This window comes from Phycobacter azelaicus (assembly GCF_014884385.1).
Taxonomy (GTDB): domain Bacteria; phylum Pseudomonadota; class Alphaproteobacteria; order Rhodobacterales; family Rhodobacteraceae; genus Phycobacter; species Phycobacter azelaicus.
This window is the reverse complement of the sequence record NZ_WKFH01000003.1, coordinates 2,875,266-2,902,162: the sequence shown is the minus strand read 5'-3', so window position 1 is coordinate 2,902,162 and position 26,897 is coordinate 2,875,266. Positions and strand designations below refer to the sequence as shown.

27 protein-coding genes and 1 pseudogene are annotated in these 26,897 nt (G+C 59.9%); 12 read left to right on the top strand and 16 right to left on the bottom strand.

The window, feature by feature from the left end; translation table 11 throughout:
- The first annotated feature begins 2 nt into the window (after positions 1–2).
- Together INS80_RS15035 and INS80_RS15030 are read left to right on the top strand one after the other, a co-directional pair.
- Positions 3–800 (top strand): lytic murein transglycosylase, encoded by a 798-nt coding sequence (locus tag INS80_RS15035; protein ID WP_192966411.1) that lies wholly within the window; start codon positions 3–5, stop codon positions 798–800.
- Positions 801–1,079: 279 nt separating this feature from the next.
- The gene (locus INS80_RS15030; protein WP_192966410.1) at positions 1,080–2,096 is read left to right on the top strand and encodes a hypothetical protein; all 1,017 of its coding nucleotides are present in this window, start codon (positions 1,080–1,082) and stop codon (positions 2,094–2,096) included.
- A 4-nt stretch (positions 2,097–2,100) separates the two neighbouring features.
- Here the strand turns inward: INS80_RS15030 and INS80_RS15025 are convergent, their stop codons facing one another.
- A complete protein-coding gene (locus INS80_RS15025) occupies positions 2,101–2,883 on the bottom strand; it encodes a heme-dependent oxidative N-demethylase family protein (protein ID WP_192966409.1) in 783 nt (260 codons plus the stop codon).
- Between the two features lie 146 nt (positions 2,884–3,029).
- On the opposite strand from INS80_RS15025, the pseudogene dddP reads away from it, so the two are divergent.
- Positions 3,030–4,378 (top strand): annotated as a pseudogene (dddP, locus tag INS80_RS15020) (dimethylsulfonioproprionate lyase DddP).
- On the opposite strand, the gene INS80_RS15015 reads toward dddP, so the two are convergent.
- Entirely contained in the window at positions 4,375–4,917 is a 543-nt protein-coding gene (locus INS80_RS15015) for an NUDIX hydrolase (protein WP_369411415.1), read from the bottom strand. The pseudogene dddP and the gene INS80_RS15015 sit on opposite strands and share 4 nt — an antisense overlap.
- A gap of 102 nt (positions 4,918–5,019) precedes the next feature.
- Here INS80_RS15015 and INS80_RS15010 point away from each other — a divergent pair, with 102 nt between their 5' ends.
- From INS80_RS15010 to INS80_RS14985, 6 genes are all read left to right on the top strand, one after another.
- Positions 5,020–6,240, top strand: a complete 1,221-nt coding sequence (locus INS80_RS15010; protein ID WP_192966408.1) for a bifunctional alpha/beta hydrolase/OsmC family protein — start codon at positions 5,020–5,022, stop codon at positions 6,238–6,240.
- A 116-nt stretch (positions 6,241–6,356) separates the two neighbouring features.
- On the top strand, positions 6,357–6,614 hold the full coding sequence (locus INS80_RS15005) for a DUF6455 family protein (RefSeq protein WP_192966407.1): 258 nt from the start codon (positions 6,357–6,359) through the stop codon (positions 6,612–6,614).
- A 142-nt stretch (positions 6,615–6,756) separates the two neighbouring features.
- Positions 6,757–8,061: an adenylosuccinate lyase gene (gene purB / locus INS80_RS15000; RefSeq protein ID WP_192966406.1), complete on the top strand. Its 1,305-nt coding sequence runs from the start codon at positions 6,757–6,759 to the stop codon at positions 8,059–8,061.
- A gap of 176 nt (positions 8,062–8,237) precedes the next feature.
- Positions 8,238–8,771 (top strand): tetratricopeptide repeat protein, encoded by a 534-nt coding sequence (locus INS80_RS14995; protein WP_192966405.1) that lies wholly within the window; start codon positions 8,238–8,240, stop codon positions 8,769–8,771.
- A 77-nt stretch (positions 8,772–8,848) separates the two neighbouring features.
- Positions 8,849–9,985, top strand: a complete 1,137-nt coding sequence (locus INS80_RS14990) for a flagellar motor switch protein FliG (RefSeq protein ID WP_192966404.1) — start codon at positions 8,849–8,851, stop codon at positions 9,983–9,985.
- A 181-nt stretch (positions 9,986–10,166) separates the two neighbouring features.
- Positions 10,167–11,060 (top strand): lysophospholipid acyltransferase family protein, encoded by an 894-nt coding sequence (locus tag INS80_RS14985; RefSeq protein ID WP_192966403.1) that lies wholly within the window; start codon positions 10,167–10,169, stop codon positions 11,058–11,060.
- Positions 11,061–11,112: 52 nt separating this feature from the next.
- On the opposite strand, the gene INS80_RS14980 is transcribed toward INS80_RS14985, so the two are convergent.
- On the bottom strand, positions 11,113–11,820 hold the full coding sequence (locus tag INS80_RS14980) for a DUF1223 domain-containing protein (RefSeq protein ID WP_192966402.1): 708 nt from the start codon (positions 11,818–11,820) through the stop codon (positions 11,113–11,115).
- A 266-nt stretch (positions 11,821–12,086) separates the two neighbouring features.
- Here INS80_RS14980 and acnA point away from each other — a divergent pair, with 266 nt between their 5' ends.
- Positions 12,087–14,774 (top strand): aconitate hydratase AcnA, encoded by a 2,688-nt coding sequence (gene acnA, locus INS80_RS14975; protein WP_192966401.1) that lies wholly within the window; start codon positions 12,087–12,089, stop codon positions 14,772–14,774.
- Positions 14,775–14,864: 90 nt separating this feature from the next.
- Positions 14,865–15,227 carry a DOPA 4,5-dioxygenase family protein gene (locus INS80_RS14970; protein WP_192966400.1) on the top strand — a complete coding sequence of 121 codons (363 nt, stop codon included), beginning with the start codon at positions 14,865–14,867 and terminating at the stop codon, positions 15,225–15,227.
- A 9-nt stretch (positions 15,228–15,236) separates the two neighbouring features.
- Here the strand turns inward: INS80_RS14970 and INS80_RS14965 are convergent, their stop codons facing one another.
- The 10 genes from INS80_RS14965 to yajC all read right to left on the bottom strand — a co-directional run bounded on the left by INS80_RS14965 (position 15,237) and on the right by yajC (position 21,856).
- Positions 15,237–15,473, bottom strand: coding sequence for a hypothetical protein (locus tag INS80_RS14965; RefSeq protein WP_192966399.1), 237 nt, complete (start codon positions 15,471–15,473; stop codon positions 15,237–15,239).
- 121 nt (positions 15,474–15,594) lie between these two features.
- Positions 15,595–16,134: a DsbE family thiol:disulfide interchange protein gene (locus INS80_RS14960; protein ID WP_192966398.1), complete on the bottom strand. Its 540-nt coding sequence runs from the start codon at positions 16,132–16,134 to the stop codon at positions 15,595–15,597.
- Entirely contained in the window at positions 16,127–16,288 is a 162-nt protein-coding gene (gene ccmD, locus INS80_RS14955) for a heme exporter protein CcmD (RefSeq protein ID WP_192966397.1), read from the bottom strand. The genes INS80_RS14960 and ccmD overlap by 8 nt, the downstream gene beginning before the upstream one ends.
- On the bottom strand, positions 16,285–17,016 hold the full coding sequence (locus INS80_RS14950) for a heme ABC transporter permease (RefSeq protein ID WP_192966396.1): 732 nt from the start codon (positions 17,014–17,016) through the stop codon (positions 16,285–16,287). The genes ccmD and INS80_RS14950 overlap by 4 nt, the downstream gene beginning before the upstream one ends.
- A gap of 69 nt (positions 17,017–17,085) precedes the next feature.
- Positions 17,086–17,742: a heme exporter protein CcmB gene (gene ccmB / locus INS80_RS14945; protein WP_192966395.1), complete on the bottom strand. Its 657-nt coding sequence runs from the start codon at positions 17,740–17,742 to the stop codon at positions 17,086–17,088.
- Positions 17,739–18,356 carry a heme ABC exporter ATP-binding protein CcmA gene (gene ccmA / locus INS80_RS14940; RefSeq protein ID WP_192966394.1) on the bottom strand — a complete coding sequence of 206 codons (618 nt, stop codon included), beginning with the start codon at positions 18,354–18,356 and terminating at the stop codon, positions 17,739–17,741. Before ccmA ends, ccmB begins: the two co-directional genes overlap by 4 nt.
- A gap of 64 nt (positions 18,357–18,420) precedes the next feature.
- Positions 18,421–18,774 (bottom strand): Mth938-like domain-containing protein, encoded by a 354-nt coding sequence (locus INS80_RS14935; protein ID WP_192966393.1) that lies wholly within the window; start codon positions 18,772–18,774, stop codon positions 18,421–18,423.
- 130 nt (positions 18,775–18,904) lie between these two features.
- Positions 18,905–19,873: a protein translocase subunit SecF gene (gene secF / locus INS80_RS14930; protein ID WP_192966392.1), complete on the bottom strand. Its 969-nt coding sequence runs from the start codon at positions 19,871–19,873 to the stop codon at positions 18,905–18,907.
- Between the two features lies 1 nt (position 19,874).
- Positions 19,875–21,536: a protein translocase subunit SecD gene (gene secD / locus INS80_RS14925; RefSeq protein WP_192966391.1), complete on the bottom strand. Its 1,662-nt coding sequence runs from the start codon at positions 21,534–21,536 to the stop codon at positions 19,875–19,877.
- Positions 21,537–21,571: 35 nt separating this feature from the next.
- Positions 21,572–21,856: a preprotein translocase subunit YajC gene (yajC, locus tag INS80_RS14920; RefSeq protein WP_192966390.1), complete on the bottom strand. Its 285-nt coding sequence runs from the start codon at positions 21,854–21,856 to the stop codon at positions 21,572–21,574.
- Positions 21,857–22,083: 227 nt separating this feature from the next.
- On the opposite strand from yajC, the gene serS reads away from it, so the two are divergent.
- On the top strand, positions 22,084–23,376 hold the full coding sequence (serS, locus tag INS80_RS14915) for a serine--tRNA ligase (RefSeq protein WP_192966389.1): 1,293 nt from the start codon (positions 22,084–22,086) through the stop codon (positions 23,374–23,376).
- A gap of 111 nt (positions 23,377–23,487) precedes the next feature.
- Here the strand turns inward: serS and INS80_RS14910 are convergent, their stop codons facing one another.
- The 3 genes from INS80_RS14910 to der form a co-directional block, all read right to left on the bottom strand.
- Complete coding sequence (locus INS80_RS14910) at positions 23,488–24,114, bottom strand: helix-hairpin-helix domain-containing protein (RefSeq protein WP_192966388.1); 627 nt, start codon at positions 24,112–24,114, stop codon at positions 23,488–23,490.
- Between the two features lie 82 nt (positions 24,115–24,196).
- Positions 24,197–25,150: a fatty acid desaturase gene (locus INS80_RS14905; RefSeq protein ID WP_192966387.1), complete on the bottom strand. Its 954-nt coding sequence runs from the start codon at positions 25,148–25,150 to the stop codon at positions 24,197–24,199.
- Positions 25,151–25,384: 234 nt separating this feature from the next.
- Complete coding sequence (gene der / locus INS80_RS14900; RefSeq protein ID WP_192966386.1) at positions 25,385–26,851, bottom strand: ribosome biogenesis GTPase Der; 1,467 nt, start codon at positions 26,849–26,851, stop codon at positions 25,385–25,387.
- Positions 26,852–26,897: the final 46 nt, after the last annotated feature.

Sequence of the window (26,897 nt, the reverse complement as noted above, 5' to 3'; positions counted from 1 at the left end):
CCATGCGAATTCTGCCAGTTCTCTGCCTCTCCCTTTTGCCTCTGTTGCCCGTTACTGCGGCTGCGGCGACATGCGGCAACACCTCGGCGGGGTTTGAGGCCTGGAAAGCGGAGTTCGCCCGTGAGGCGACGCGCGCAGGCGTGAGGGCGAAAGGACTGAAGGCGCTGCAGAGCGCAAGCTACGCCAGCCGCACCATATCAGCGGACCGCAACCAGAAGAGCTTTCGCTATAGTCTTGACAAATTCATGCAGTTGCGCGGCTCGGCCACAATCGTGGCGCAGGGGCGAAAGCGCAAAGCCCGCAATTCCGCCTTTTATGCGGCACTAGAGAAGAAATACGGCGTACCTGCCGGAATTCTGATTGCCATCCATGGCATGGAAACCGCCTTTGGCAACTTTATGGGAGACAGCCAGGTGGTGTCCGCCATCGTGACCCTGACCTATGATTGTCGTCGCTCGGAGTTTTTCGAACCCCACGCCATCGGCGCCCTCAAACTAGTGGACCAGGGCGCGATTACATCGCAAACGCTGGGGGCCAAACATGGCGAGGTAGGCCATACCCAGTTCCTGCCCGGAAATGCACTGCGCTATGGTGTGGATTGGACCGGAGATGGCCGCGTTGATTTTTACGACATGCAGGATGCCCTCGCCTCCACCGCCCACTTCCTGCGCAAAAAGGGCTGGAAGCGCGGCAAGGGCTATCAGCCGGGGGAACCGAACCACAGGGTCCTGAAGGAATGGAACGCAGCAACCGTCTACCAGCAAGCACTGGCCATCATGGGGCGCCAGATTGACGAGTAATGCCCGGCGAAACAATCGACGCATGAGTTTGTCACCAGTTTGTCACTGTAATTCATATGGCATCAAGATGGCTGATCCCCGCCCCCTTTCGGCCCCATTCCTTCACAAACCCTCAACAGGGCTTGGGTTAGCATATTGATATCATTTAAATAAAATCCCCACAGACTTTCAGCTCTCAATTGGAGAAGAACACGAAACAATTCTCCTTCTCTGCCTCACTTTGCGCCATTTCGGTCAGTAATCTCGACACAAGGCACCCCCAATCAAGGAGGCTCGAGAATGCAAGAGGCAGAACAGTTCAAAGGTCGGCTTGGGTTTCAATCCCGCAGCGAAACGCTGCTTAATCAGGGGTTGGTGCAGGCAGTTGACATGCTGGACGACTACGGCCACGCGCCGTCGCAGATCAATACGCGCGCAGCCAGTCGCATCGAACTGGAGAGCGATCAGTACAGGGTTGTCCTGCGACTGCGACGCCTGCCCCTGCGGATGGGCATGCAGATCCCCGCAGATGTCTCGGCGCCCGCGATCTTCCTTGATGTCTCGATTGAGCGCCTTTACCCGGGTGCCAGCGACAGTGAGATCACCGAGCTTTTGCTAGCAGTGCTGCTGCGGCGGCTGACCGAGACGCTGTCACCTGTGGTGGTGTTCTGGCAAGACGCCCCGAAGGGCATGAGCAAGGCTGACTTTCTGAACGTCTTTCAGAGCGCCGCTCCCCGATCGTTGGCGCTACAGGAAGCCAATACCGCGGCCAAACACCAGACGCAGCCCAGAGCCGCAATTCCGCGCAAGGAACCCCATGCCTCAAAAGGACCGACCGTCCCCCAACAGGCTATCAGAAAACCACGTTTTCCCTCCCCGTTCAACGCGTCAAGGCAGGCGCATACATCGGCAAAACTCTTTGCCTCCACCGCAGAGAGCCACCACAAACGCCAGGCACGTACATCAGGGCGAGGGTGTTTTGCATCCGTGGACGCCGTGGCAGACGATCTGGAGCAGAAATGCTCTTATCATGCCCCAAGGGCAGAACAGATGCCTGACCAGGTGATCGACCTCAGCGACTTGCGCCTGTCACAACAGAGCGGAGACAGGCAGCATATCATGACCTGGGCCGCCACTGGTCTGGTCGCCATGCTGTCCGCGCCGGTTGCCGTTCTGCTATTGCTCGTAGAACTGATGCGCGCTAGCCGCCTGAAACCCCGTGTTCAGCTCATGACGGCAGCCGTTTTCGTAAGCCTTCTACAAGGCGCTGGAATGGTACAGGCCGCAGCGCGCGCGTTCTTGACGCCACCAAACTGATGCATCATCCCGCAGTGTGAAGCTGGGGATCCACCCCGGCCTGCACTGCCCATTGGCGCAGAACGTCAGCGCGCCGCAGGACAAAGGTGTGAATACCAAAGATCACCGCCCGCGTGCGCGGCAAACGCAGGATCGTCTGCTTTTCACTGCGTAAGAAACCCGCTTCTCCGGATTCGGGCTTGGGGCGCGGCGCGCTTGCACTGCGCGGCTGGTGCAAGGCGGCATCATGATACCAAAGCGCATTGAAACGCCACAGAGGTCTGCCAACCTGCACCCCGTCAAAAAGGCGCTGCACCCGCGCCGCGACATTGGCATCATAACTCTCAACCGGCACGTGGATGGCCGTCAACGGTCGCATGAACTTTTCCGCCAACATCCAACTGGCCGGGAAACACAGCACCGCACCGGTTAGAATGTGCTCCTGCGCGTGTTCAGGCTTCTCAAGGATGCAGAAATCCTGCTGTGTAATGCGACCAAGGGAGCCAAGTGGATCTGCCCAATCAACGGTAACCCCCACACCGTCGGGCCGCGTCACCGTCTTGCGCGCACCGCCACAAAGATGATCAAGCACGGCTTCCAACAACTCTTCTGCCGCAGCACGGCCGCTTTCATCCAGCATCAGCACCTGGTCTCGCGCTGTCGAAAGAAGCCGCTCGCGCTCCGTCATCTGGGCCGAAAAGGCATCGTCTGGCGTCAACCAAGCGGCCGCGGGCAGCGGTGCAATTCCGGGCAGGCGTTGCGGCTCCAGCGGATTGTGCGGGATCTTATTCTGGAGAATCTCTGTCATGCGCCTGTGCTATCATAATTTTGATCATAAAATGCACGCTTTCCCGCAATGTCCGAATCCGACAGCATGGTCCGTCGCATTTGGAGGCGAAATACCCTCAGATCGACCACATTCTGGACAGAAGTGTTCAGAATGTCAGGCAAACCATGAACCAGCCTTACCGCCAACAACGCAAAATCGATCCGTCCCGTGCCTCCACTCTCGGAGACGGCAGCCCCAACGACAACAATCGGGTCGAGATCGGTCCGACACAGCTTGCTTTTTCTGAATGGGAACAAGCAGGTCTAGAGCTACCGGATCTCACCGCAATGCGCTTGTACCGTTGGCAACGCCTCACCGAGGCGCTCAATGCCCGAGACTACGGCGGGCTTTTGATGTTCGACCCTCTCAACATCCGATATGCGACAGACTCGACCAACATGCAAATCTGGAACAGTCACAATCCCTTCCACGCGCTTCTGCTCTGCGCGGACGGCTACATGGTGATCTGGGACTACAAGCAGGCGCCGTTTCTGTCGAATTTCAACCCTTTAGTGCGCGAGCAGCGATCAGGCGCGGATCTTTTCTATTTTGATCGCGGCGACAAGATCGACAGAGCCGCCGACGTCCTGTCCAATGAAATACGACTGTTGATCAAGGAACATGGCGGCGGCAACATGCGACTGGCCGTGGACAAGATAATGCTGCACGGGCTGCGCGCCCTGGAAGCACAGGGTTTCTCGGTGATGGAAGGAGAAGAAGTCACTGAAAAAGCCCGCGCCGTAAAAGGACCTCACGAGATCCGCGCCATGCGCTGCGCAAATCACGCTTGTGAAACCTCTGTACGTGCAATGGAAGATTTCGCCCGTGCCAATGTGGGGCTGGCAAGACTTGCGAAGACGATATCTGGGCAATTCTGCACGCCGAAAATATCCGTCGGGGCGGAGAATGGATCGAAACGCGGCTTCTTGCCTCCGGCCCTCGCAGCAATCCGTGGTTTCAGGAATGCGGCCCGAGGATCACTCAAAAGAACGAGATCATCTCGTTTGATACAGACCTTGTCGGAGCTTACGGTATTTGCATCGACATTTCACGCAGCTGGTGGATCGGCGAGGAAAAACCCCGTCCCGACATGATCTATGCCATGCGCCATGCCCACGAACACATCATGACAAATATGGAAATGTTGAAACCGGGCGTAACCATTCCCGAACTCACCGCCAACGCACATGTTCTGGACCAGAAGTTTCAGGCACAGAAGTACGGCTGCCTGATGCACGGTGTGGGATTGTGCGATGAATGGCCCTTGGTCGCATACCCGGACGCTGCCGTTGAAGGTGCCTTCGACTATGCGCTGGAGCCGGGCATGGTGCTATGCGTCGAGGCCTGCGTCGGAGAGGTGGGCGGCGATTTCTCGATCAAGCTGGAGGATCAGGTGCTGATCACCGAGGACGGATTTGAAAACCTAACCACCTACCCGTTTGATCCGGCGCTGATGGGCGAACAGGGACATTAAGGCAGGCTGGCCAGAAACCCGGGCAGCTTCTCCCGCAGAACCAGAACGCCGGGCGCGTCGGTTCTTTCGTGCAGGCGCTCCAGCGGCACCCATTCCAGTGCGTTGGATTCATCGCTCAGCGCGATCTGGCCAGCGACGGCGCGCAAAAGGTAGCGCACGTCATAGTGCAGATGAGCCCCTTCCTTGGCATTGGCCGGGATTTCGTGAATGTCCACGTCAAACACCCGCTCCGACATCTGTTCGATCCGCGAAAGACCACTTTCCTCATAGGCTTCTTTAAGGGCAACAAAGGGAACATCGGCAATTCCATCGCAGTGCCCGCCCAACTGCAGCCAGCGATCAAGTTTGTGATGATGGGTCAGTAGAACTGAGCCAAGATCCGGTGACAGCACAAAGGCCGAGCCCGTCACATGGCTGGTCTCGGGATTGCGGCCAAAGGCCTGCGGCTCGCTGATGCAGAACCGGGACAGCCGCGCCCACATGTCATGGTCACGTGCGTCTTGCGGTACATAAGTGCCAATGCCATCGATATGATCCACGATCCCGCCCCTTCACCTTCGCGTGTTATTCCGGGACGAAACCTTGCCGACGCCCCCGCACTGGCGCACCTTAGGTGACAGCAACCCAAAGGCCAATTTCCAATGCCCTCAGAACGTATCAGTTTCCCCGGTCACGCCGGAACCACGCTTGCGGCGCGTCTTGATCAGCCCGATGGGCCGGTGCTGGCGACCGCCCTTTTTGCCCATTGTTTCACCTGTTCCAAGGATATCCCGGCAGCACGGCGCATTGCCGGGCGTCTTGCGTCCATGGGCATTGCGGTGCTGCGGTTTGATTTCACCGGCCTTGGCCATTCGGAGGGAGAGTTTGAGAACACCAGCTTTTCCTCCAATGTCGCTGACCTGATTGCCGCCGCGCAATATCTGGCAAGCCGCGACATGGCCCCCGCCCTGCTGATCGGGCATTCATTGGGCGGCGCGGCTGTTTTGCGTGCGCGAGCCGGGATACCGTCGGCGCGCGGGGTGGTCACGCTCGGCGCGCCCTTTGACCCAAAACATGTGGCCCATAACTTTGGCGGGCAGCTCTCCCGGATCGAAGCTGAGGGCGCAGCCGAGGTGTCATTGGGCGGTCGGCCCTTCACCATCAAGCGGCAGTTCCTCGAGGACATCCGCAAAAGCGCCCTTGGCCCGTCGATCACGGACCTGCATGCCGCGCTTCTTGTGATGCATGCCCCCCGCGATGAAACCGTCGGCATCGACAATGCCGCCGAGATTTTCGCCGCTGCCAAACACCCCAAAAGCTTTGTCACGCTCGACGATGCCGACCATCTGATCACGCGCGCGCGGGATGCCGAATACGCGGCCGAGGTGATCGCTGCCTGGGCCCGCCGCTACATAGAAATGACGCCACCAGCTCCGCCACCGGGCGCCCCTGAAGGCGTGGTGCGGGTCGCAGAGGCGGACCCCAACGGTTTCTTGCAGGACATCCAATCCGGGCCCCATCACCATGCCCTTGCCGATGAGCCGCTCGCCTATGGTGGCACCAATCGCGGTATGTCCCCTTATGGGTTCGTGGCGGCAGGACTGGGGGCCTGCACCTCGATGACGATGCGCATGTATGCCCGGCGCAAGGGCTGGCCGCTGGAGTCAGTGGCTGTGGATGTCTGCCATGACAAGGTCCATGCGCAGGATGCAACGCCATCGGGGCCCGCCAAGATCGACCAGTTCACCCGCAAGATCTGCCTCAGCGGACCGCTCAGCCCCGAGCAGAGGACGCGGCTACTGGAGATTGCCGACAAATGTCCGGTGCACCGAACCCTGGAAAGCGGCGCGCGGGTGATCACCATCGACAAGTCCCCGCTTTGACACGCAGCCGTCGCAAATCCGGCCCCGATTGATCGATATCAAGGCCGGGACCGGCGCCTTCGTCATGATCGGCTGCAATGCAATCGCACCCGAACAGGCACGATAGGAGACGCACGATGGGACTGGTGAAGAATCTGGAGCAAAGCACGGATCTGGTGAACGGCATGGCCGATCGCTTGGGCATCGACATGGGCGAAATCATCGCCCGCGATCCCGAGCACCAAGGCCCAAAACTGATGCGCGCCATCATGCGATGCAGCCATTGCGAAGATCAGGGCGGCTGCACCCGTCTTCAGGCTGAGCATGACCATCTGGATGCGGCTCCGGCCTATTGCCAGAACAAGGACGTCTTTGATCGCATCCGCAAGGGCTGAGGCCGGCCAGCTCAGGGGACGCCGACAGCGAACAAGGTGCGGACAATAGGTCTCGCCCCCGCTGTGGTCCCTTGTTCCTTTGGGCATAGGGGGCTATGACCCGGCGCAAGTGTTCCCGCAATTGCGAAAGGTCCTTCTGCCGATGATCCCCCGCTACGCCCGCCCCGACATGGTCGCCATCTGGTCGCCCGAGACCAAGTTCCGCATCTGGTACGAGATCGAGGCGCATGCCTGCGATGCCATGGCTGACTTGGGCGTGATCCCGCGCGAAAACGCCGAGGCCGTCTGGAAGGCCAAGGACGTGGAATTCGACGTCGCCCGCATCGACGAGATCGAAGCTGTCACCAAGCACGACGTCATCGCCTTCCTGACCCACCTGGCCGAACATGTGGGCAGCGAAGAAGCCCGTTTCGTGCACCAGGGCATGACCTCCTCGGACGTGCTGGACACCTGCCTTAACGTGCAACTGGTACGCGCGGCAGACATTCTGCTGGCCGACATGGACGCGCTGCTGGCCGCCCTGAAAAAGCGCGCCATGGAACATAAGAACACCGTACGCGTGGGCCGCAGCCACGGCATTCACGCCGAACCCACCACCATGGGCCTGACCTTTGCGCGCTTTTACGCGGAAATGGACCGTAACAAGAAACGCCTGGAGGCCGCCCGCGAAGAGATCGCAACTGGCGCCATTTCCGGCGCGGTGGGCACCTTCGCCAATATCGACCCGCGTGTCGAGGAACACGTCTGCGCACAGCTGGGCCTCTCCCCCGAGCCGATTTCGACCCAGGTGATCCCGCGCGATCGCCACGCGATGTTCTTTGCCGTGCTCGGTGTCATCGCCTCCTCCATCGAAAACGTCGCCATCGAGATCCGCCACATGCAGCGGACCGAGGTTCTGGAAGGCGCAGAATTCTTCTCGATGGGCCAAAAGGGATCGTCCGCGATGCCGCACAAGAAGAACCCGGTGCTGACCGAGAACCTCACCGGTCTTGCGCGCCTCGTGCGCATGACCGTGATCCCGGCGATGGAGAATGTGGCCCTGTGGCACGAGCGCGATATTTCGCACTCCTCGGTTGAGCGCGGCATCGGCCCCGACGCCACTGTAACGCTTGACTTTGCCCTGAACCGCCTGACCGGCGTCATCGACAAGATGCTGATCTTCCCCGAGAACATGTTGGAAAATATGAACAAGTTCCCCGGTCTCGTGATGTCTCAGCGGGTTCTGCTGGCACTGACTCAAGCCGGTGTGTCGCGTGAGGACGCTTATTCCATGGTGCAGCGCAACGCCCTGAAAGTGTGGGAAGAGCGCCTTGACTTCCAGGAACTGCTCCTCGCCGATGCGGAAGTCGTTGCAGCCCTTGGCGAAGATGGCATCAAGGAAAAATTCGACATGGGCTATCACACCAAACACGTCGATACGATCTTCAAGCGGGTCTTTGGCGAATAAGAACGCTCGAGTTTTCCCGGCAGAACGCCCCGCCAATTCGGCGGGGCGTTCCTTTTCAAGCGTCTGCGGCCTGATCCGGCGTCGGCGAAGGGACGCCTGTTCAAAAAAACGTGTCCCACGACCATCGAAATTGTGGGTAGGCTGACCGCAGTCTGTGTCTTTCCGAGGATCCCTTTATGCGCACAACGCTCTTTGCCGCCTTGCTCACGCTCCCTGTCGCATCCTTTGCAGCAGGCGGAGATGACTGGTCAGCCCCCAAACCCACGCAAACCACCAAGGAGTGTAAAGGCACCAAGGTCTGGGACCAGAAATCCGGCAAATGCGTGGACCCCAAAAGATCCTCGCTTGATGCCGATACTCTTTATGGGGCAGTGCGCGAACTGGCCTACGCAGGGCGCCTGCGCGAGGCCCAAGAGGTGCTGGCCGCCATGCCCGATCAGACAGCACCGCGCGTTCTGACCTATTGGGGCTTCACCCATCGCAAGCTGGGGCAGCTGGACCTTGCAAACCAGTATTATCAGCGTGCAATTGCCAAGGATCCCGACAATCATTTAGCCCGTTCCTACATGGGGCAAGGCTTTGTCGAGGAAGGGAAACTCGGCCTCGCCCTGGCGGAATGGAAGGAAATCCGCAAACGCGGCGGGACCGGGACATGGCCCGAAGAGGCCTTGCGCCAGGCGCTGCTGACCGGCCAGACATCAAGCTACTGAGCTTCAGCCTTTCTTTACCGCTGCCGATCTAGAGTGAAGCCCACAGAAAGAGAATCTTTTTGGCAAGGGTCCTATAGATGCAAGACGACCAGATGTTGGCGCTCCCCATGGCGACAGGTGGGGATGGCTTGGGCGATTTCTCCGCACCTGCTCCAATGGGCGGCATGGGAATGGACAGCCCAATGGGCGGCTCCATGGGCGGTGCTCCGGTCAAGCTCAGCGGCAAGGCAAAGGCCGCGATCGTAGTGCGACTGCTCCTCAATGAGGGGGCGGACATCCCGATCGAGGAACTTCCTGACGATTTGCAGATGGAACTGACCCAGCAGATGGGCAAGATGCGGATCGTCGACCGCGAAACCCTTTACGCGGTGGCCAGCGAATTTGCCGAAATGCTTGACAATGTGGGCCTGACCTTCCCCAACGGATTGGCTGGTGCTCTGACGGCTATGGACGGCAAGATCAGCCGCCTCACGGCCAGCCGCCTGCGCAAAGAGGCCGGCGTGCGCCAGTTCGGAAACCCCTGGGATCGGCTCAAACAGCTGCCGCCCGAAGATCTCGCCTCGCTGGCCGAAGCCGAAAGCACCGAGGTCGCCGCGGTACTATTGTCGAAACTGGATACAGCCAAAGCCGCACAGATGCTGGCTGCCCTGCCCGGCCCGGTGGCCCGGCGCATTGCATATGCCGTCAGTCAGACCGGCAATGTCACACCGGAAACTGTGGATCGCATTGGTCTTTCCTTGGCTGCTCAGGTCGAGGCACGCCCGGATCTGGCGTTCGATGTGTCACCCGGCAAGCGCGTTGGCGCGATTTTGACAGAAGCCGCTGCCGCGAAGCGCGACGAGGTCCTGAATGCCCTCGAAGAAGAAGACCAGGAGTTCGCAACCGATGTGCGCAAGGCCATCTACACCTACGGTCTGATTGCGCAGCGCATGCAGCCACTGGATGTACCAAAACTGATGCGGGTCTTGGCCCAGCCAGACCTTGTGACCGCCATTGCTTTTGCCACCGACGAAGAAGACGTGGCGACCAGCGAATTCCTGCTGGAGAACATGTCAAACCGCATGGCCAACAACATCCGCGAAGAAGTGGCCGAGCGTGGCAAGGTCAAACGCTCCGATGGAGAGGCGGCCTTTGGCCTGATCGTCAGCGCCATGCGTGATCTGGTGGATAACGGCGAGATCGAGCTGACGTCCGACGACGAAGAGGAGTCCTGAGGATCAAGGATCTTCTTTCCCTTGAACTGTCGACCTTTCAAACCGGTCACAATCGCAGCGGACAAGGGTAGCAAATCAGCTTGCTTGCACCTCTGGAAAAGCGTGATTATGTTGCGGTGCCCGACATTGATCACGACGCCACTCATCGCGTATTTCCAAGCCAAGCAGGCCGGTTCCACTCATGCCTATCGCAGCCTCAGAGCTCTCGCTCCCGGCGAAAGCAAAGTATTTTGCCAGCAATATCTTCCTGCGCGCTCTGATTGGCGCCATGCAGGCTCTGCCGTACCACTGGCGCGTCAGCGGTATGGGGCGGCTGGTGCGGTTGCTTTCGCCTGTTGTTGGTTTCGAACGCCGCATTCGCGACAACCTGGCCCTGACCTGCCCGGATCTGACAGAGGGAGCGGTCGATCAGATTTGCGGCGAGGTCGCTGACAATGCCGGTCGCACCCTGGCGGAGCTTTATTCCGGCACACCGTTCCTGCGCCGCGCAACTGCCGCTCCGATCGGAGGACCGGGTCTGGCCGCCCTGGAGCAAGCCCAGGCCGAAGGGCGTCCTGTCGTCCTCGTAACCGGCCATTTTGGCAACTACGATGCCGCGCGCGCCGGGTTGATCGCCAAGGGGTTTGCGATGGGCGCCCTGTACCGGCGCATGGCGAACCCCTACTTCAACACGCACTATGTCCGCGCCATCGAGGGCAACGGCAAGCCCATGTTCGAGCAGGGCAAACGCGGTATGGTCGAAATGGTCAGGCACCTCAAGAAAGGCGGCAACATCGCGATTGTGGCCGATCTTCATGCCCATGGCGGAAAAGAGATTGATTTTTTTGGCAAGCCTGCGGTCACATCAACGGTGCCGGCGGAACTGGCCTTGAAATATGGCGCTGCCCTCATCCCGGTTTATGGCATACGCAAGGAAAATGGGCTTGATTTCGAGATTCTGCTCAACCCAGAGATCCCCGCTTCGGACCCGATCACCATGACCCGCGCGATATGTGATGATCTCGAAAGCGTCATTCGCCAGCATATGGGACAATGGTTCTGGATCCACCGGCGCTGGAAACCCTATGTTACGTAATGACAGAAGGCTTCGGCGTGTGGCGTTTTCCGCGCACCGAAGGCCGTCTGCACTAGTCTAAGGATGCCGCAGTCAGGATTGGGCCGTTCCCGGTTTCCTGAACAAGAACCGCCAGCGACTGCTCTCCCGGCAAGGGCACTGAGAAGGAAACGGGTTCCGTGCCGTCCCATTCTGCCAGACGCACCCAGTCCTCAACGATATTGGCGTAATCCAGGGTTCGACCCGCAAGCTCTCCACGGCTGATCGCGACGCGCCTGAGCGGCGTAAAGCGAATGACGTCGATGACAGCCGCCGGGGACACGCGCCCGTCAACCGGATGGACGGAGATAGATACCGCCGTTGCGCTGACCTGCAGGGAAAGTGAAACTGGGCTTGCGACCGATCGGTGCCGCGCAATGGCATCCGCCAGCTTCAGCGGATCGGCGCCCTCAATATCCTCCTGCCCCATCACGATCATCTGAGGGGTATGCACCATCCTGCGGCCCATCGCACGAGCATAGGCTTTTTGACGTGCTGTGTAGGCGGGGTCTGCAAAACTGTCTTTCCAACCAATATAGTCCCAGTAATCAACATGGAACGCCAGGGCCAGAACATCGTCGCGCTCAGAGAGCTTATGCATAAGGGCATCCGCCGGTGGACAGGACGCACAGCCTTGCGAGGTGAAGAGCTCGACTACTACTGGAGCAGGCTCTGGATCGGCAACGGAAACCGCTGGAAAGGCAAGGCAAAGGAGGCTGGCCAGCGCCGCAATCGTCTTCATGGTTCGCATTGTCCCTTATGGGTCCTCGTCTCGGCAGGACAGGATCTGCCTTTATTCGCCCAGCATGTATCTCAGTCCTGTGACTAAGGCCAATCAATCATTCTTGAGAGCTGTTTCAAACCCGTTTCCCGTCCCCCAAGTAAGTTTTGTGTACTATTGCATACAAAAATTGCACCGTGCGGCGTTTCCCCTATTGAAACAACGGCCAACCTGTTGCAGATAGCCTGCAGCGAATTCCCCATTTTCACATCCAGAGGGAGGCCAACATGCCTATCACCGTCGGACAGGACAATGCCAAGACGCGCCGCACGCTCAGCGCCGGTGGCAAGTCGATTTCCTACTACTCGATCCCCGCAGCCACCGAAGCGGGTCTCGGCGATTTCTCGAAACTGCCGGCGGCTCTGAAGGTCGTGCTGGAAAACATGCTGCGGTTCGAGGACGGCGGCTTTTCTGTCTCTCTGGAAGACATCAAAGCCTTTGCCGAATGGGGCGCAAACGGTGGCAAGAACCCGCGCGAGATCGCCTATCGCCCGGCCCGCGTTCTGATGCAGGATTTCACCGGCGTTCCCGCCGTTGTGGACCTCGCTGCAATGCGCGACGGTATCAAGGCGCTTGGCGGTGATGCTCAGAAGATCAACCCGCTGAACCCGGTGGATCTGGTCATCGACCACTCGGTGATGATCGACGAATTCGGCAACCCGCGCGCCTTCCAGATGAACGTGGACCGCGAATATGAGCGCAACATGGAGCGCTACCAGTTCCTGAAATGGGGTCAGGGCGCCTTCAATAACTTCCGCGTTGTCCCCCCCGGAACCGGCATCTGCCACCAGGTGAACCTGGAATACCTGGCCCAGACCATCTGGACCGACACCGATCAGGACGGCAATGAAGTCGCCTACCCCGACACGCTGGTGGGCACCGACAGCCACACCACCATGGTCAACGGCGCTGCCGTTCTGGGCTGGGGTGTTGGCGGCATCGAAGCCGAGGCCGCGATGCTGGGTCAGCCGATCTCCATGCTGATCCCCGAAGTCATCGGTTTCGAGCTGACCGGCGATATGGTCGAAGGCACCACCGGCACAGACCTGGTCCTGAAGGTCGTTGAAATGCTGCGTCAGAAAGGCGTAGTGGGCAAATTCGTCGAATTCTACGGCGAAGGGTTGGACCGTCTGCCGCTCGCGGACCGCGCGACCATCGCCAACATGGCACCGGAATATGGCGCAACCTGCGGCTTCTTCCCGATCGATGCGGAAACCATCCGCTACCTGCGCAACACCGGCCGCGACGAAGACCGTATCGCGCTGGTCGAAGCCTATGCCAAGGAAAACGGCTTCTGGCGCGATGCGGACTACGCTCCGGTCTATACCGACACCCTGTCCCTCGACATGAGCAGCATCGTTCCGGCGATTTCGGGTCCCAAGCGCCCGCAGGACTATGTGCCGCTGACCAACGCGCAGGCCGCTTTCCGTCAGGAGATGGAAAATACCTTCAAGCGCCCCATGGGTAAAGAAGTCGCCGTCAAGGGCGAAGACTACACCATGGAATCCGGCAAGGTCGTGATCGCCTCGATCACGTCGTGCACCAACACCTCCAACCCCTACGTGATGATCGGCGCGGGTCTGGTTGCGAAGAAGGCGCACGAACTGGGCCTGAACCGCAAACCTTGGGTGAAAACCTCGCTGGCACCCGGCTCGCAGGTGGTGTCCGAATATCTTGAGGCCGCAGGCCTGCAGGAGCACCTGGATGCCGTCGGCTTCAACCTAGTCGGCTATGGCTGCACCACCTGTATCGGCAACTCCGGCCCGATCCAGCCCGAGCTGTCCGAAGCCATTGCCGAAGGCGACCTGGTGGCGACCTCGGTCCTTTCGGGCAACCGCAACTTCGAAGGCCGCATCAGCCCCGATGTGCGTGCCAACTACCTGGCCTCGCCGCCGCTGGTTGTCGCCTATGCGCTGGCAGGCACCATGGACATCGATCTGGCAAACGATCCGATCGCTCAGACCCCCGACGGCAAGGATGTCTACCTGAAGGACATCTGGCCCTCGACCCAGGAAGTTGCGGACCTCGTGCAGGAAACCGTGACCCGCGAGGCCTTCCTGTCGAAATACGCCGATGTCTTCAAAGGCGATGAAAAGTGGCAGGCGGTGGAAACCACCGATGCGGAAACCTACGACTGGCCCGCGACCTCGACCTACATCCAGAACCCGCCCTACTTCCAGGGCATGGGCACCGAGCCGGGCACCATCTCCAACATCGAGGGTGCAAAGCCGCTCTTGATCCTCGGCGACATGGTCACCACCGACCACATCTCCCCCGCGGGTTCCTTCGCGACCACCACCCCGGCCGGTCAGTACCTGATCGACCGTCAGGTGGCCCCGCGTGAATTCAACTCCTACGGCTCGCGCCGCGGCAACCACGAAATCATGATGCGCGGCACCTTTGCCAACATCCGCATCAAGAACGAGATGCTGGATGGCGTTGAAGGTGGCTACACCAAAGGCCCCAACGGCGAGCAGACCTCGGTCTACGAGGCCTCGATGGCCTACCAGGAAGCCGGCGTTCCGCTGGTGGTCTTTGGTGGTGAACAGTACGGCGCAGGCTCCTCGCGCGACTGGGCGGCCAAAGGCACTGCGCTTCTGGGCGTCAAGGCCGTGATCGCCGAAAGCTTCGAGCGAATCCACCGTTCGAACCTCGTTGGCATGGGGGTCATTCCGTTCGAGTTCACCGCTAGCGATACCCGTAAGTCGCTGAAACTGACCGGCGATGAGACCGTCTCGATCCGCGGCCTCGACACCATCGAGCCGCAGCAGGAGGTGCCTTGCGACATCACCTACGCGGATGGCACCACCAAGACCATCACGCTCAAGTGTCGCATCGATACAGCACCCGAGATCGAATACATCGAACACGGCGGCGTGCTGCACTACGTTCTGCGCAACCTGGCCAAGTCGTAAGGCTCTCGACACAGGTACATGCAAAAGGCGGCCCCAAAGGGTCGCCTTTTCTTTTGGGTATCAGAGGGATCAGTGAAGGAGGAAAACGGCATGAGTGATTTGCAAGCCCCTGAGTTCAAGGATGCAAACAGCATCACCGGCTATCACGCCCATGTCTATTTCAACGCGGACACGGTGGAGCAGGCCTTGGTCCTGTGCCAGCGCGCGGCAGAGGTGTTTGGCGTCAAAATGGGCCGCGTTCATGACAAGCTTGTGGGCCCGCACCCGATGTGGTCCTGCCAGCTGACCGCCAGCCCCGAACAGTTTGCCCAGCTCCTGCCCTGGCTGGCGCTGAGCCGGGACGGGCTGATCGTCTTTGCCCACCCCGAAACAGGCAACGAGCTGGCCGATCACCGCGACCATGGGATCTGGCTGGGCACCGGGCTAAAGCTGGATCTATCGCTTTTTGAGTGAGGTCGCAATTCACGCCCCCTCTGGGCCTTCTGCCGTGGGCTTTGACTTGGCATACTGCGGATAGGCCCTGCACAAATCGTAGACAAAGTTCTTCTCGATGTCCGCAATCAGTACAGCAAATTTCCTGCGTAGGTCTCGCCGCTCGTCGGCGTCTTTCACGCTGTCAATCGCCAGGATCAAGTCCGACGACGCGCGATACCCCCCCTCTACGCCTTTAAAAATACCGCGCACCTCGTTTTCGTCCATGCTGGCCCCTTGCTCACCGGTTTTCTCATTTCCACTGGCGACCGGAGCACTAGAGGCTGCAAAAGGCAAACGGAAAACACTCGAAAAGAGCGGGCGCTTTCAGGAAAATCATTGAAACGCGTCAGTTCCCAGCCGCTTTTTCCATTGCCGGGCGCAGGGTCTTTTCAACCACCGAACTTGTAATCGGCCCAGCAAAGCGCAGCACGATCTTGCCCTGACCGTCGATCACGTAGGTTTCCGGCACGCCGTATAGGCCCCAATCCAGTGCCATGCGGCCCTTCTCGTCCCGGCCGATGGCGGTGTAAGGATCGCCCAACTCATCAAGGAAAGCAGCCGCATTATCCTGCTGGTCCTTATAGTTAACGCCATAGATCGGCACGCCCTCGGCGGCGAGGCTCTCCAGCGTCGGATGCTCGGCTCGGCAAGGCGCGCACCAGCTGGCCCAGTAATTGACTAGTTTCACAGTGCCATCGCGCAGTGTGGCGTCGTCAAAGCTGTCTTTACCCGGAAAATCCTGCAGCACCACGGGCGGCGCGGGCTGGCCTTCGCGCGCGGAGGGTAGGCTTTCGGGATCCTCGCGGAACATACCCACCAGCGCGAGGCCAACAAAGCCCGCAAACACCACGACAGGCACCGCCATCAGGGGAGAGATCTTAGCCATTGCGCTTCATCCGCTCCTGTTCCAGCCGCTCCATTTCGGCGCGCACCCGGCGGCCGCGCCAGAGCGTCACCACCACCAGGAGCACAAGCAACAGTATCGAGGCGGCATAGGACGACAGCACCGCCTCTGCATATTTTCCAAGATCGGGCATCATGCCTCCATCCTTTCACGGGCCATCAGCGCCTTGATGCGGCGCGCGCGAATTTCGGTTCCGGTGCGATAGAACACCAAGGCGATGAAAAAGAGGCCAAAGCCCACCATGCAGACATAAAGCGGGTTGGAGAATACATCGGCGACATTCTCTTCCTTGTCGAGGCTGAGCGACGCCCCCTGGTGCAGCCCCTGATTCCAGAAGTTCACGGCATAGCGGCTAAGCACCGCAAAGACCGAGCCGACAAGACACAGGATCGAGGTGAGATCGGCAGCAGTGTCAGGGTCCTCGATCGCCTCCCAAAGGGCGATGTAGCCGAGATAGAAGAGGAACAGCACCAGGAAGGAGGTCAGGCGCGGATCCCAGGCCCACCAGGTGCCCCACATCGGCTGCCCCCAAAGCGCGCCCGTCACCAGCGCAATGAGCGTCATCACAACGCCCACCGGTGCTGCCGCCCGGGCCGCAAGTGCGCTGACGTGGTGACGCCGCACCAGCCAGATCAACGAAGCGACCAGCATCATGAACCAGGCGTTGATCGCCATCAGCGCCGAGGGCACATGCAGGAAGATGATCTTGACTGTCGACCCCTGCCTGAAATCATCAGGCGTAAAAAAGAAGCCCCAGATAAGCCCCACAACCATCAACAGGCCTGAGACGCCCCATAGGACGGGCATCACCCGTTCCGTGGTGGTGAGGAATTTTTTCGGATTTGCATATTGCCAGATGGACATGGTGGCTATCTTGTTCCCCGCTCCCGTGTTTTCAAGTCTCTCTTGCCCTGCTCTTTCGTCGCAGCCTGCCTAGCGCAGATTGATACGCAAGACCGCCGCGCTGGCAAAGGGCAATAGCGCGATCACCGCTGCCGAAATACCCGCCAGCATGAGCAGTGGCGTCTCGACCGCCATGCCCTCGGCGCCGCGCCGGGCCACCTCGGCGCCGAAGATCAGTGTCGGCACATACAGCGGCATCACCAGGAGCGACATCAAAAGCCCGCCCCGCTTCAGCCCCACAGTCAGTGCCGCCCCAAAGGTGCCGATCACCGACAGAGCGGGTGTGCCCAGGAACAGCGAGACGACAAGCCAAAGAAACCCCTGTTCCGGCAGGTTCAGCAGAACGCCCAGAACCGGCGCGGCAAGCACCAGCGGCAGGCCGGTGGTGATCCAGTGCGCGAGCGCCTTTACGCTCACCACCGCCTCCAGAGGCAAGGGAGCGGTCGCCAGAAGATCCAACGAGCCGTCCTCCCAATCGAGCGCAAGCAGGCGATCCAGCGACAACAGGCAGGACAGCAGCGCACCCAGCCACAAAACGCCGGGTGCGATGCGAGTCAACAGCTCTGAATTCGGCCCCACGGAAAAGGGTACCATGACCGTCACGATAAGGAAAAAGGCAAGCCCAAGCCCAAATCCCCCGCCTGCACGTACCGCAAGGCGCAGATCTCGGGTCAGCAGAGCGATCATAAGAAGCCCTCGTCGAAATCATCCAGCGCAGGCAGCGCAGCCTTGTAGGCACCTGCATCCAGCACCTGCGCCTCATCAAGACCAAGGTCGATATGCGTGGCAATCAGGGCCGATCCGCCCTGCCCGAGATGCGCACGCACCGCATCTGCGAACATCGCGACAGCTCGGGTATCAAGGCTCACCGTAGGCTCATCCATTACCCAGATAGGGCGTTCCGTCACAAGCATCCGGGAAAGGCCAAGGCGGCGTTTCTGCCCAGCCGAAAGCGCCCCCGCCGGTCGATCCTTGAGCCCCATCAGATCAAATGCCTTGAGCGCAGGCACTATCGAAGCGGTGCCAAACACCTTGGCCCAGAAGGTCAGGTTCTCGGTCACGCTCAGCGCCTGTTTCAGCCCATCAGAATGCGCTGCATAGGCAACCCTGTCCTCGGCGCCTTCGATGTGACCCGACAAAGGTGGCTGAAGCCCGGCAATGGTGCGCAGGAGCGTGGTTTTCCCGATCCCGTTGGGGCCACGCAGGATCAAGGCGCGGCCCGGCTCGAGCTGAAAACTCAGCCCCTCCAGCACCGGCAGACCGCCGCGCGCGATCGCAAGATCGGTTACATTCAATGTCATGAATGACTGACTATCCCATTGCCGCCCGGCGCAAAAGACGAATTCGCCAGCGCGGCAAGATGCATCATACGGGCAGAGCGGCCAATGCAATCCGCCGCCCCTCGGACAGGAGCACATTATAGGTGCGGCAGGCTGCGGGGGAGTTCATCGTTTCCACCCCAATGCCTGCTCCTTCAAGGCTGCGGCGCAGATCGGCCGGGATATGGGCCACCTCGGCCCCGGTCCCAATGAACAGCACGTCTACGTCTTCGGCCAAAGACAGAAGCGCCTCTGCGTCGCCGTATCCTCCCCAGGCCGAGGTGCCCTTGGCACAGGTCAGCACGGCGCCCTGGTGGACCTCGCCGCCGATGCGAAAAAAACCCTCCCCGTAGCCATCAACCGGCACGGCATCCGAATAGGTCACTTCATTGAGGCGCATGAGGCTTCTCCCGTCGAACTGATTTGCCTGTATCTACTGTGCCTGTGTCTACCACGCCGCAAGATGGGGCAAAAGCAAAAGGCCGCAAGTGAAACCTGCGGCCTTTCGTGTCTGTCCATGTCAATCGCGCTTAGGCGTCGATATTGGCAAATTGGTTGCCGGTGGGCGTCGTCGGCTTGGACCAGTCACGCTTCACTCCCAGCCACAACAGGATCGTTGAGGCCACGAAGACCGAGGAATAAGTCCCGACGATAACGCCCCAGATCATCGCAAAGACAAAACCGCGGATCACGTCCCCCCCCAGCACATAAAGCGAGATCAGCGCGATCAGCGTTGTGATCGAGGTCATCACGGTCCGGCTCAGAGTTTCGTTGATCGAAAGGTTCAACACCTCTGCAAGGGATTTTTTCTTATAGCGGCGCAGATTTTCGCGGACGCGGTCAAAGACAACCACGGTATCGTTCAGGGAATAGCCGACGATTGTCAGCAATGCCGCGATGATCGCCAGATCGAACTTGATCTGAAGCTCGGAGAAAATGCCAATCGTCAACACCACGTCATGCACCAAGGCGGCAACCGCGCCGAGCGCGAACTGCCACTCGAACCGCAGCCAGATGTAGACCAGCACCGCCCCAATCGCGAGAATCACGGCAATGATGGCCGTCTGTACCAGCTCGCCAGATACCTTGGGGCCGACAGATTCGACCGAAACGAACTTGATATCAGGTGCGACAGTGCGCAGCGCAGAGTTCAGTTCTTCGATCACCTCGCCGGAGATTGCCTCGCCGTCTTCCTGCGCCTGGATGCGGATCATCGCAACGTGCTGATCCTCCTCGAAGGTGGGATCAAACACCTCGGTGATGGAGATGTCGCCAAGGCCAAGCGGGCTCATCGCATCACGATAGGCACCGACATCGATTTCCTGGGTGCTTTCGGTCCGGATCGTGGTGCCGCCCCGGAAATCGATGCCGAAGTTCAACCCCTGGAACAGGAAGGAGGCAAATCCGACCACCATCATGAAAGCCGACAGGCCCAGCCAGCGTTTCCAGTGCTTGAAGAAGTCGAAAGAGGTACTTTCGGGAACAAGTCTGAGCCGCATTTTACACCTCAATCTTTTTCGGACGGCGCCGTTCGAACCACATGATGATCATCAAGCGCGTCACGAAGATCGCCGTGAAGACCGATGTCATGATGCCAAGTCCAAGGGTGATCGCAAAGCCACGCACCGGCCCAGACCCCATGGCAAACAGGATGACGGCAGTAATGAAGGTTGTGACGTTGGCATCCAGAATGGCGCTCAGCGCCTTGGAGTAGCCTTCGTCAATAGCGCGGGCGGGGCCGCGGCCATTCTTGAGTTCTTCGCGGATCCTCTCAAACACCAGCACATTGGCGTCGACCGCCATACCAACCGTAAGAACGATCCCGGCGATACCCGGCAAGGTCAAGGTGCCACCTATAAGACTGAGCGCGCCGAAGATCAGCGCCACGTTCAGCATCAGCGCAATATTGGCAAAGATGCCAAAGAGGCCATAGGACAGGGTCATGAAGACCAACACCGCCACAAAGGCGACGATGGTCGCGATCTTGCCCGCATCAATGCTGTCCTGCCCCAGCTCGGGGCCGATGGTACGCTCTTCGAGAAACTCCAGTCCCGCAGGCAAGGCACCTGCCCTAAGCAGCACGGCCAGATTGGTGCTTTCTTCAATGGTGAAATTGCCAGTGATAATACCGGAGCCACCAGAAATATGCGCCTGGATCACCGGCGCCGAGACCACCTCGTCATCGAGGACAATGGCAAAAGGAGAGCCGATGTTTTCGGCTGTATAGTCGCCAAAGCGCCGCGCACCGGAGGTGTTGAAACGGAAGGTCACGGCGGGGCGGCCGTTTTGGTCGTACGAGGGCTGCGCATCCACCAGATCTTCGCCCGTCACCACAGGAGCGGCTTCGACGGTGTAGTAGGTGCCCTCCTCGTCCAAGGACGGGAGCACCTTGTTGCCAACCCCGGCGCGAGCGTCAGGGTCGCTGCCCCGGCCCACAACAGGGTTGAAGGTCAGCTGCGCGGTGGTGCCGATGATCTCTTTCAGCTCAGAGGCCGAACCGATGCCGGGCACCTGAATGAGGATACGGTCGGCGCCCTGTCGCTGGATGGTCGGCTCACGCGTGCCGACTTCGTCGATCCGGCGGCGCACGATCTCAAGCGACTGGCGCACGGTACGGTCATCCGAGGCAAGCCGCTCGGCTTCAGTCAGCTGGACAATGAGGATGTCCCCTTCGGCAGAGACCTCGATATCCGTCGCGCCCGCGCCGGTCAGTGTGGTCACCGGATTGGCAAGGCCACGCACCACGTCCAGTGCCCGAGGCATCCCCTCTGGTTTCGAAATCTTGACGCGAATCTGGTCTGCCGGGCCTGGCTGCAGGCGGAAGCTGCCGACCGTGTCCCGCTCGGGACGCAGCGCGTTGCGAACCTCTGGCCAGAAGCCTTCCATACGTGCGGCATAGACATCCTCGACCTGGACCTCGGCCAAAAGATGGGCGCCACCACGCAGATCGAGGCCCAGATTGACCAGCCCGGAGGGCATCCATTCCGGCCACTGCGCCGCAGTCTCAAGGCGCTCAGGGGTCTCCCCCTTCATCTCGATGGCGACGACAGCATCATTGGCCTGCTCGACGCGGGTGTAGAACGCATTTGGCAGGGCCAGCAAAAGACCGGCCACACAGACCAGCCAGATCAGCACCCTCTTCCAGAGATCGATTTGCAGCATTGCCCTGCCTTTTCAGATATTTATGGTCGGGCGCCTTAGGCTGCCGGCTCGGTCTTGGACAGGACCTGTGCGATGGTGGAGCGCACAACACGCACCTTCACGCCTTCAGCCAGTTCCACCTCAAGCTCGTTGTCATCCTTCACCTTGGCGACCTTGCCGATCAGCCCACCCTGAGTCACAACCTGATCGCCACGGCGCAGGTCAGAGACCATTTTCTGGTGTTCTTTCATCTTCTTCTGCTGCGGGCGGATCAGCAGGAAGTACATGATCGCAAAGATCAGAATAAGCGGGAGAAACTGGCCAATCGCATTTGCGTCCAAGGGGATATTCCTTCTGTCTGGGAGGGCCCACAGCGGGCGCCCTGATTTTGCAGGCGAACCTATGCGCTGGCATGGGCAGTTGCAAGGCATAGGCGGTGCCTTGAGGCGGAGATTCCACCTTGCAACACTTGTGCAGGAACCCCGCTCTGCCCTCTTCCTCTTTGGGTGCGGGTCGGGCATAGGTTTGGCACTGATTCAAAATCGCCTCTCAGACAGGAGCCCCCCTCATGCATGACATCCGCGCGATCCGCGAAAATCCTGCCGCTTTTGACGCCGCTCTGGCGCGGCGTGGGGATGCGGCTGTGTCCTCTGAGGTGCTGGCCCTCGATGAAGCGCGCCGGGCCAAGATCCAGGCCGCCGAAGAGGCGCAGGCCGCCCAGAACAAGGCCGCCAAGGCCATTGGCGCGGCCAAGGCCAAGGGTGACAATGACGAATTCGAACGCCTGCGCAGTGAAGTGGCTGGCAAGAAGGCCGAAGTTGCCGCCCTTCAGGCCGAGGCCAAGGAGCTGGACGCGAAGCTCACAGACATGCTGGCCCGCCTGCCCAACAGCCCCGCCGAGGATGTGCCGGATGGCGCAGACGAGAATGACAATGTAGAAGTGAACCGCTGGGGCACGCCTGCAGAGTTTGATTTCACCGCCAAGGAGCATTTCGAGATCACCGGCGTCGCTGCCGCCATGGATTTTGAAACCGCCGCCAAGGTTTCCGGCTCGCGCTTTGTGTTTTTGAAAGGTGCCGTTGCCCGCATTCACCGGGCGCTGGCGCAGTTCATGATCGACACCCATGTGGATGAAAACGGCCTGACCGAAGTGAACTCTCCCGTTCTGGTACGGGACGAGGCCATGTACGGCACCGACAAGCTGCCCAAATTTGGTGAGGACAGCTATCAGACCACCAATGGCTGGTGGCTGGTCCCGACTTCCGAGGTGCCGCTGACCTATTCCGTCGCCGACGAGATCCTGGACGCCAGCGCCCTGCCCATTCGCATGACCTCGCACACCCTGTGTTTCCGCTCCGAGGCGGGCTCGGCGGGCCGCGATACATCCGGCATGCTGCGTCAGCACCAGTTCGAAAAGGTCGAGATGGTGTCGATCACCCACCCGGACGAATCGGACGCAGAGCAGAAACGCATGCTGGCTTGCGCGGAAGGCATCCTGGAAAAGCTGGATGTGCCCTACCGCACCGTGGTCCTGTGCACCGGAGACATGGGGTTCGGCGCGCGGCGCACCTATGATATCGAAGCCTGGCTGCCGGGGCAAAACGCCTACCGCGAGATTTCCTCGGTCTCGACCACGGGCGATTTTCAGGCCCGCCGCATGAACGCCCGTTTCCGCCCCGAGGGCGGCGGCAAGCCCGAGTTCGTACATACCCTGAACGGATCCGGCCTTGCCGTGGGTCGCTGCCTGATCGCGGTACTGGAAAACGGTCAGCAGGCGGACGGCTCCGTCAAACTGCCCGAAGCTTTGGCCCCTTATCTGGGAGGCAAGACGACTCTGACAACAGAGGGCGCACTCGTCTGATCCACTCCCTCGGACAAAAATGAAACACCGGCCCCACATGCGGGCCGGTGTTTTGGCTTGAGCCGCCATACAAGGATGAAAGCACCACTTCGGGCAGATCAGGGATCCGTCTCACGCTTTCTTGGCCTTTTTCTTGGAGGACTTGGATTTGGCTGATTTGCCCTTGCCCGATTTGGACTTGGCAGGTTTTTCGGCCGCCTCGCCGTGCTTCTCAGCCAGAATTGCGGCTGCCTTCGCCTTTTCCCGCTCAATCGCCTTTCGAGCCTTGGCCTTGACGCGCTTTGCCTTTTCCTTGGCCTTGATCCGCGCCTCTGCCATCTCCAGCGTCAGAGCCTCGGCCTTCTTTGCCGCCTTGCGGGCCTTGATCTTTGCCTTTGCTGCTTTTTCCTCAGCAGCGAGCCTTGCAGCCTCGGCGACCGCAAGCGCGGCATTCAGTTGGTCTTCACTCTCCCTGGAAGAAGGCTCCGCAGCCTCAGTTTTCGCCGCCTCAGGTTTCGCAGGGGCCTTTGCACGGGCCTTTGATTTTGGCGCGGGTTTCCGCTTTGGCACAGGAGCGGGGCCCAACAGGTCTTTGGCAGCTTGATGAAGCCGCGCAGCGCGTGCGTGGCCTATTCCCGAAACCCCGGCGAGATTCTCGACGCTTGTCGCCTCGACGTCCTCGACCGACATTACGCCTTGCGCTTTGAGCGACTTTTCCAAAACGGGGCCTACCCCGGGAAGCTCACGAATAGCCGTCATAACTGCCTTTCACTGTTCTATAGCACTGGCTGCCACGTCGTCGCGCAGCAGTTTCATGGTCTGTAAGGATGTCACAGCATACCTAGGCCGGGAAGGGTACAAGCCGTTTTTCGTCTTCGTCCCAGAGTTTCAAGGACAGCGCCCGCAGCGCCTCTCCAAACGAAATGCGGCGCGGCGCCACCTCGGGCGGCAGGTTGTAGTGGCACTGGCGCAACCGGTAGCTCGGAATGCGCGCATTGAAATGGTGGATGTCATGCAGCGTGATATTGGCCACGGCGAAATCGAAGAACCATCCGAAATCAAGGCAGGAGGAGCCCTGCAGCGCCGCCACCTGCGGGTTCAGATCCGGGCGGCGATCCCAGTAGGTATCCTCGAAGTTATGCTGCAGATACACCAGAAAGACACCGATCATGCCCCCGAGAAAGGAAAAGACAAACCACACCAGCACACCAGTAGCCCCGGCCAGGTAATAAAGCAGGGAGATCAATGCGATGATCACAACATTATGCAGCAGAACGCCGACAACCCCGAACCGGGTGGTATTCTTGGGCCAGCGATAGCGAATGAAATAGGTGAAGGCTGACCCGATGGGGACCAGAACCAGCGGATTACGATAGAGCCGATATGTAAGCCGCTCCCAAAACCCGGCCTCCTGCCATTCGCGCAGAGTCATAGTGTGAATCTCGCCCGTCTCGCGATGCTCAAGGTTGCCGATGTTGGCATGATGCAGATTGTGGTTCTGCTTCATCACCTCGAATGGCGCAAAGGTGAAAGGCGAGAGTACATGACCTGCGATTTCATTCTGTCGGCGGGTTTCGAAAAGGGAGTGATGCCCTGTGTCGTGTTGCAGGACGTAAAGCCGCACAGCAGCAAAAGCAAAGACGACGCCCGCAGGTAGCAGGACATACCAGTGATGGGCGTATGCAATCGCGAGATACAGCGACAGGAAATACACCGCGAAGGTGCCGAAATAGCTCAAGGACGCCAGTCTGTTGTCCTTTTTCGTATAATCACGCGTGTAAGCTCTCAGGTCCATGAGACCTCCCTTAATGACGCTATATGACGCCCCTGTGAAATCGGCGGGGCACGTGTTTTCAATAGATCCTGCACAGGCAAGCAGCGCCCCCAAAACGACGCTGAGCGAATCCGACTTTAACGGCTTGGTAACGAATTTCAATGGATCGCAACACGCGATACGTGCACTCTGCCGCAGGTCGCCCCTAAACCGGGAAACCTGCCAGCAACTTGACCACAGAACTGACGCGCCGGCTCAGTCCCGGCGTCCCTGAAGGTGCTTACGCAGCTTGGACGGCGCTGCCTTTTTCTTGCCCTTGTAAGGGTTCTGATCGCCCTGCCCCCGCATCGTAAGACGGATCGGCGTTCCCGGCATATCAAAGTCTTGCCTCAGACCGTTGACCAGATACCGGGTATAGCTGGCCGGGATCTTGTCCGGATGCGAGCACATGACGACAAATCCCGGCGGGCGTGTCTTTGCCTGTGTCATGTAACGCAGCTTGATCCGCTTGCCTTGCGGCGCAGGCGGCGGGTGCTGCTCAAGCATGCCCGTGAGCCAGCGATTGAGCGCCGCTGTGGGCACCCGGCGGTTCCAGATCTCATAGGCACGCAGGATGGCGTCATGCAGCCGGTCAAGCCCCTTGCCGGTCTTGGCCGAAACCGTCACCAGCGGAGCACCGCGCAGCTGCGGCAGCAGGCGGGCAAAGGCCTCTTTCAGGTTCTTCAGCTTTTCCTGCTTGTTGTCTTCGACGTCCCATTTGTTGACGGCGACGACCACAGCACGCCCTTCGCGCTCAGCCAGGTCCGCGATACGCAAATCCTGCTGCTCGAATGGAATCTCCGCGTCCAGCAGCACCACGACCACCTCGGCGAATTTCACCGCGCGCAGGCCATCCGAGACGGATAGCTTTTCCAGCTTTTCCTGTACCTTGGCCTTTTTGCGCATACCCGCTGTGTCAAAGACACGCATCGGGGTGCCAGCCCAATCGATCTGCAGGGAAATCGCATCGCGGGTGATCCCGGCCTCGGGGCCGGTCAGCAGGCGGTCCTCGCCAAGGATCTTGTTGATCAGTGTTGACTTGCCCGCATTCGGGCGTCCCACCACCGCCACCTGCAAGGGCTTGTCCACGGTCGGAACCGGTGCGGCCTGTTCGGCCTCTTCGTCGCTCAGATCCGCGTCTACGCTCACATCGATGCTCGGCGCATGATCCTCGGCGGTTTGCTCGAACTTCTCGGAGATGGGCAAAAGCTCAGAATAAAGCTCGTTCATGCCCTCACCATGCTCGCCCGACAGGCGGATCGGCTCACCAAGGCCCAGACCATAGGCTTCCAGCACGCCCGCATCGGCAGCCGCGCCCTCGGATTTGTTTGCAGCCAGAATGACATGTGCGGATTTCTTGCGCAGAATCTCGGCAAACATCTCGTCCACCGGGGTCACGCCGGTGCGCGCATCGATCATAAAGAGGCAAATATCGGCCATGTCCACTGCGCGTTCGGTCAGGCGGCGCATGCGCCCTTCAAGCGAATTGTCAGTAGCATCTTCCAGACCTGCGGTGTCGATCACCGTGAACCGCAGGTCCCCAAGGCGCGCCTCACCCTCGCGCAGGTCGCGCGTCACCCCCGGCTGGTCATCGACCAGAGCCAGTTTCTTGCCAACAAGGCGGTTGAAAAGGGTGGACTTGCCCACATTGGGGCGGCCCACGATAGCGAGGGTAAAGGACATCGGACCAACTTTTTGCGGTTCAGACGCGCCCCATAGCGCATCTGTT

Bases quoted from the DNA above. Each gene is read 5' to 3' on its own strand.
- INS80_RS14995 (WP_192966405.1), top strand. From the start codon at position 8,238: ATGCGCACAACGCTCTTTGCCGCCTTGCTCACGCTCCCTGTCGCATCC.
- der (WP_192966386.1), bottom strand. From the start codon at position 26,851: ATGTCCTTTACCCTCGCTATCGTGGGCCGCCCCAATGTGGGCAAGTCC.
- ccmD (WP_192966397.1), bottom strand. From the start codon at position 16,288: ATGATGCCCGATCTTGGAAAATATGCAGAGGCGGTGCTGTCGTCCTAT.
- INS80_RS14950 (WP_192966396.1), bottom strand. From the start codon at position 17,016: ATGTCCATCTGGCAATATGCAAATCCGAAAAAATTCCTCACCACCACG.
- INS80_RS15030 (WP_192966410.1), top strand. From the start codon at position 1,080: ATGCAAGAGGCAGAACAGTTCAAAGGTCGGCTTGGGTTTCAATCCCGC.
- INS80_RS14980 (WP_192966402.1), bottom strand. From the start codon at position 11,820: ATGAAGACGATTGCGGCGCTGGCCAGCCTCCTTTGCCTTGCCTTTCCA.
- INS80_RS15035 (WP_192966411.1), top strand. From the start codon at position 3: ATGCGAATTCTGCCAGTTCTCTGCCTCTCCCTTTTGCCTCTGTTGCCC.
- INS80_RS15005 (WP_192966407.1), top strand. From the start codon at position 6,357: ATGGGACTGGTGAAGAATCTGGAGCAAAGCACGGATCTGGTGAACGGC.
- purB (WP_192966406.1), top strand. From the start codon at position 6,757: ATGATCCCCCGCTACGCCCGCCCCGACATGGTCGCCATCTGGTCGCCC.
- INS80_RS14965 (WP_192966399.1), bottom strand. From the start codon at position 15,473: ATGGACGAAAACGAGGTGCGCGGTATTTTTAAAGGCGTAGAGGGGGGG.
- ccmB (WP_192966395.1), bottom strand. From the start codon at position 17,742: ATGATCGCTCTGCTGACCCGAGATCTGCGCCTTGCGGTACGTGCAGGC.
- INS80_RS14910 (WP_192966388.1), bottom strand. From the start codon at position 24,114: ATGACGGCTATTCGTGAGCTTCCCGGGGTAGGCCCCGTTTTGGAAAAG.
- acnA (WP_192966401.1), top strand. From the start codon at position 12,087: ATGCCTATCACCGTCGGACAGGACAATGCCAAGACGCGCCGCACGCTC.
- INS80_RS15010 (WP_192966408.1), top strand. From the start codon at position 5,020: ATGCCCTCAGAACGTATCAGTTTCCCCGGTCACGCCGGAACCACGCTT.
- serS (WP_192966389.1), top strand. From the start codon at position 22,084: ATGCATGACATCCGCGCGATCCGCGAAAATCCTGCCGCTTTTGACGCC.
- ccmA (WP_192966394.1), bottom strand. From the start codon at position 18,356: ATGACATTGAATGTAACCGATCTTGCGATCGCGCGCGGCGGTCTGCCG.
- INS80_RS14960 (WP_192966398.1), bottom strand. From the start codon at position 16,134: ATGGCTAAGATCTCTCCCCTGATGGCGGTGCCTGTCGTGGTGTTTGCG.
- INS80_RS14905 (WP_192966387.1), bottom strand. From the start codon at position 25,150: ATGGACCTGAGAGCTTACACGCGTGATTATACGAAAAAGGACAACAGA.
- secD (WP_192966391.1), bottom strand. From the start codon at position 21,536: ATGCTGCAAATCGATCTCTGGAAGAGGGTGCTGATCTGGCTGGTCTGT.
- secF (WP_192966392.1), bottom strand. From the start codon at position 19,873: ATGCGGCTCAGACTTGTTCCCGAAAGTACCTCTTTCGACTTCTTCAAG.
- INS80_RS14985 (WP_192966403.1), top strand. From the start codon at position 10,167: ATGCCTATCGCAGCCTCAGAGCTCTCGCTCCCGGCGAAAGCAAAGTAT.
- INS80_RS14935 (WP_192966393.1), bottom strand. From the start codon at position 18,774: ATGCGCCTCAATGAAGTGACCTATTCGGATGCCGTGCCGGTTGATGGC.
- INS80_RS15025 (WP_192966409.1), bottom strand. From the start codon at position 2,883: ATGACAGAGATTCTCCAGAATAAGATCCCGCACAATCCGCTGGAGCCG.
- INS80_RS14990 (WP_192966404.1), top strand. From the start codon at position 8,849: ATGCAAGACGACCAGATGTTGGCGCTCCCCATGGCGACAGGTGGGGAT.
- INS80_RS14970 (WP_192966400.1), top strand. From the start codon at position 14,865: ATGAGTGATTTGCAAGCCCCTGAGTTCAAGGATGCAAACAGCATCACC.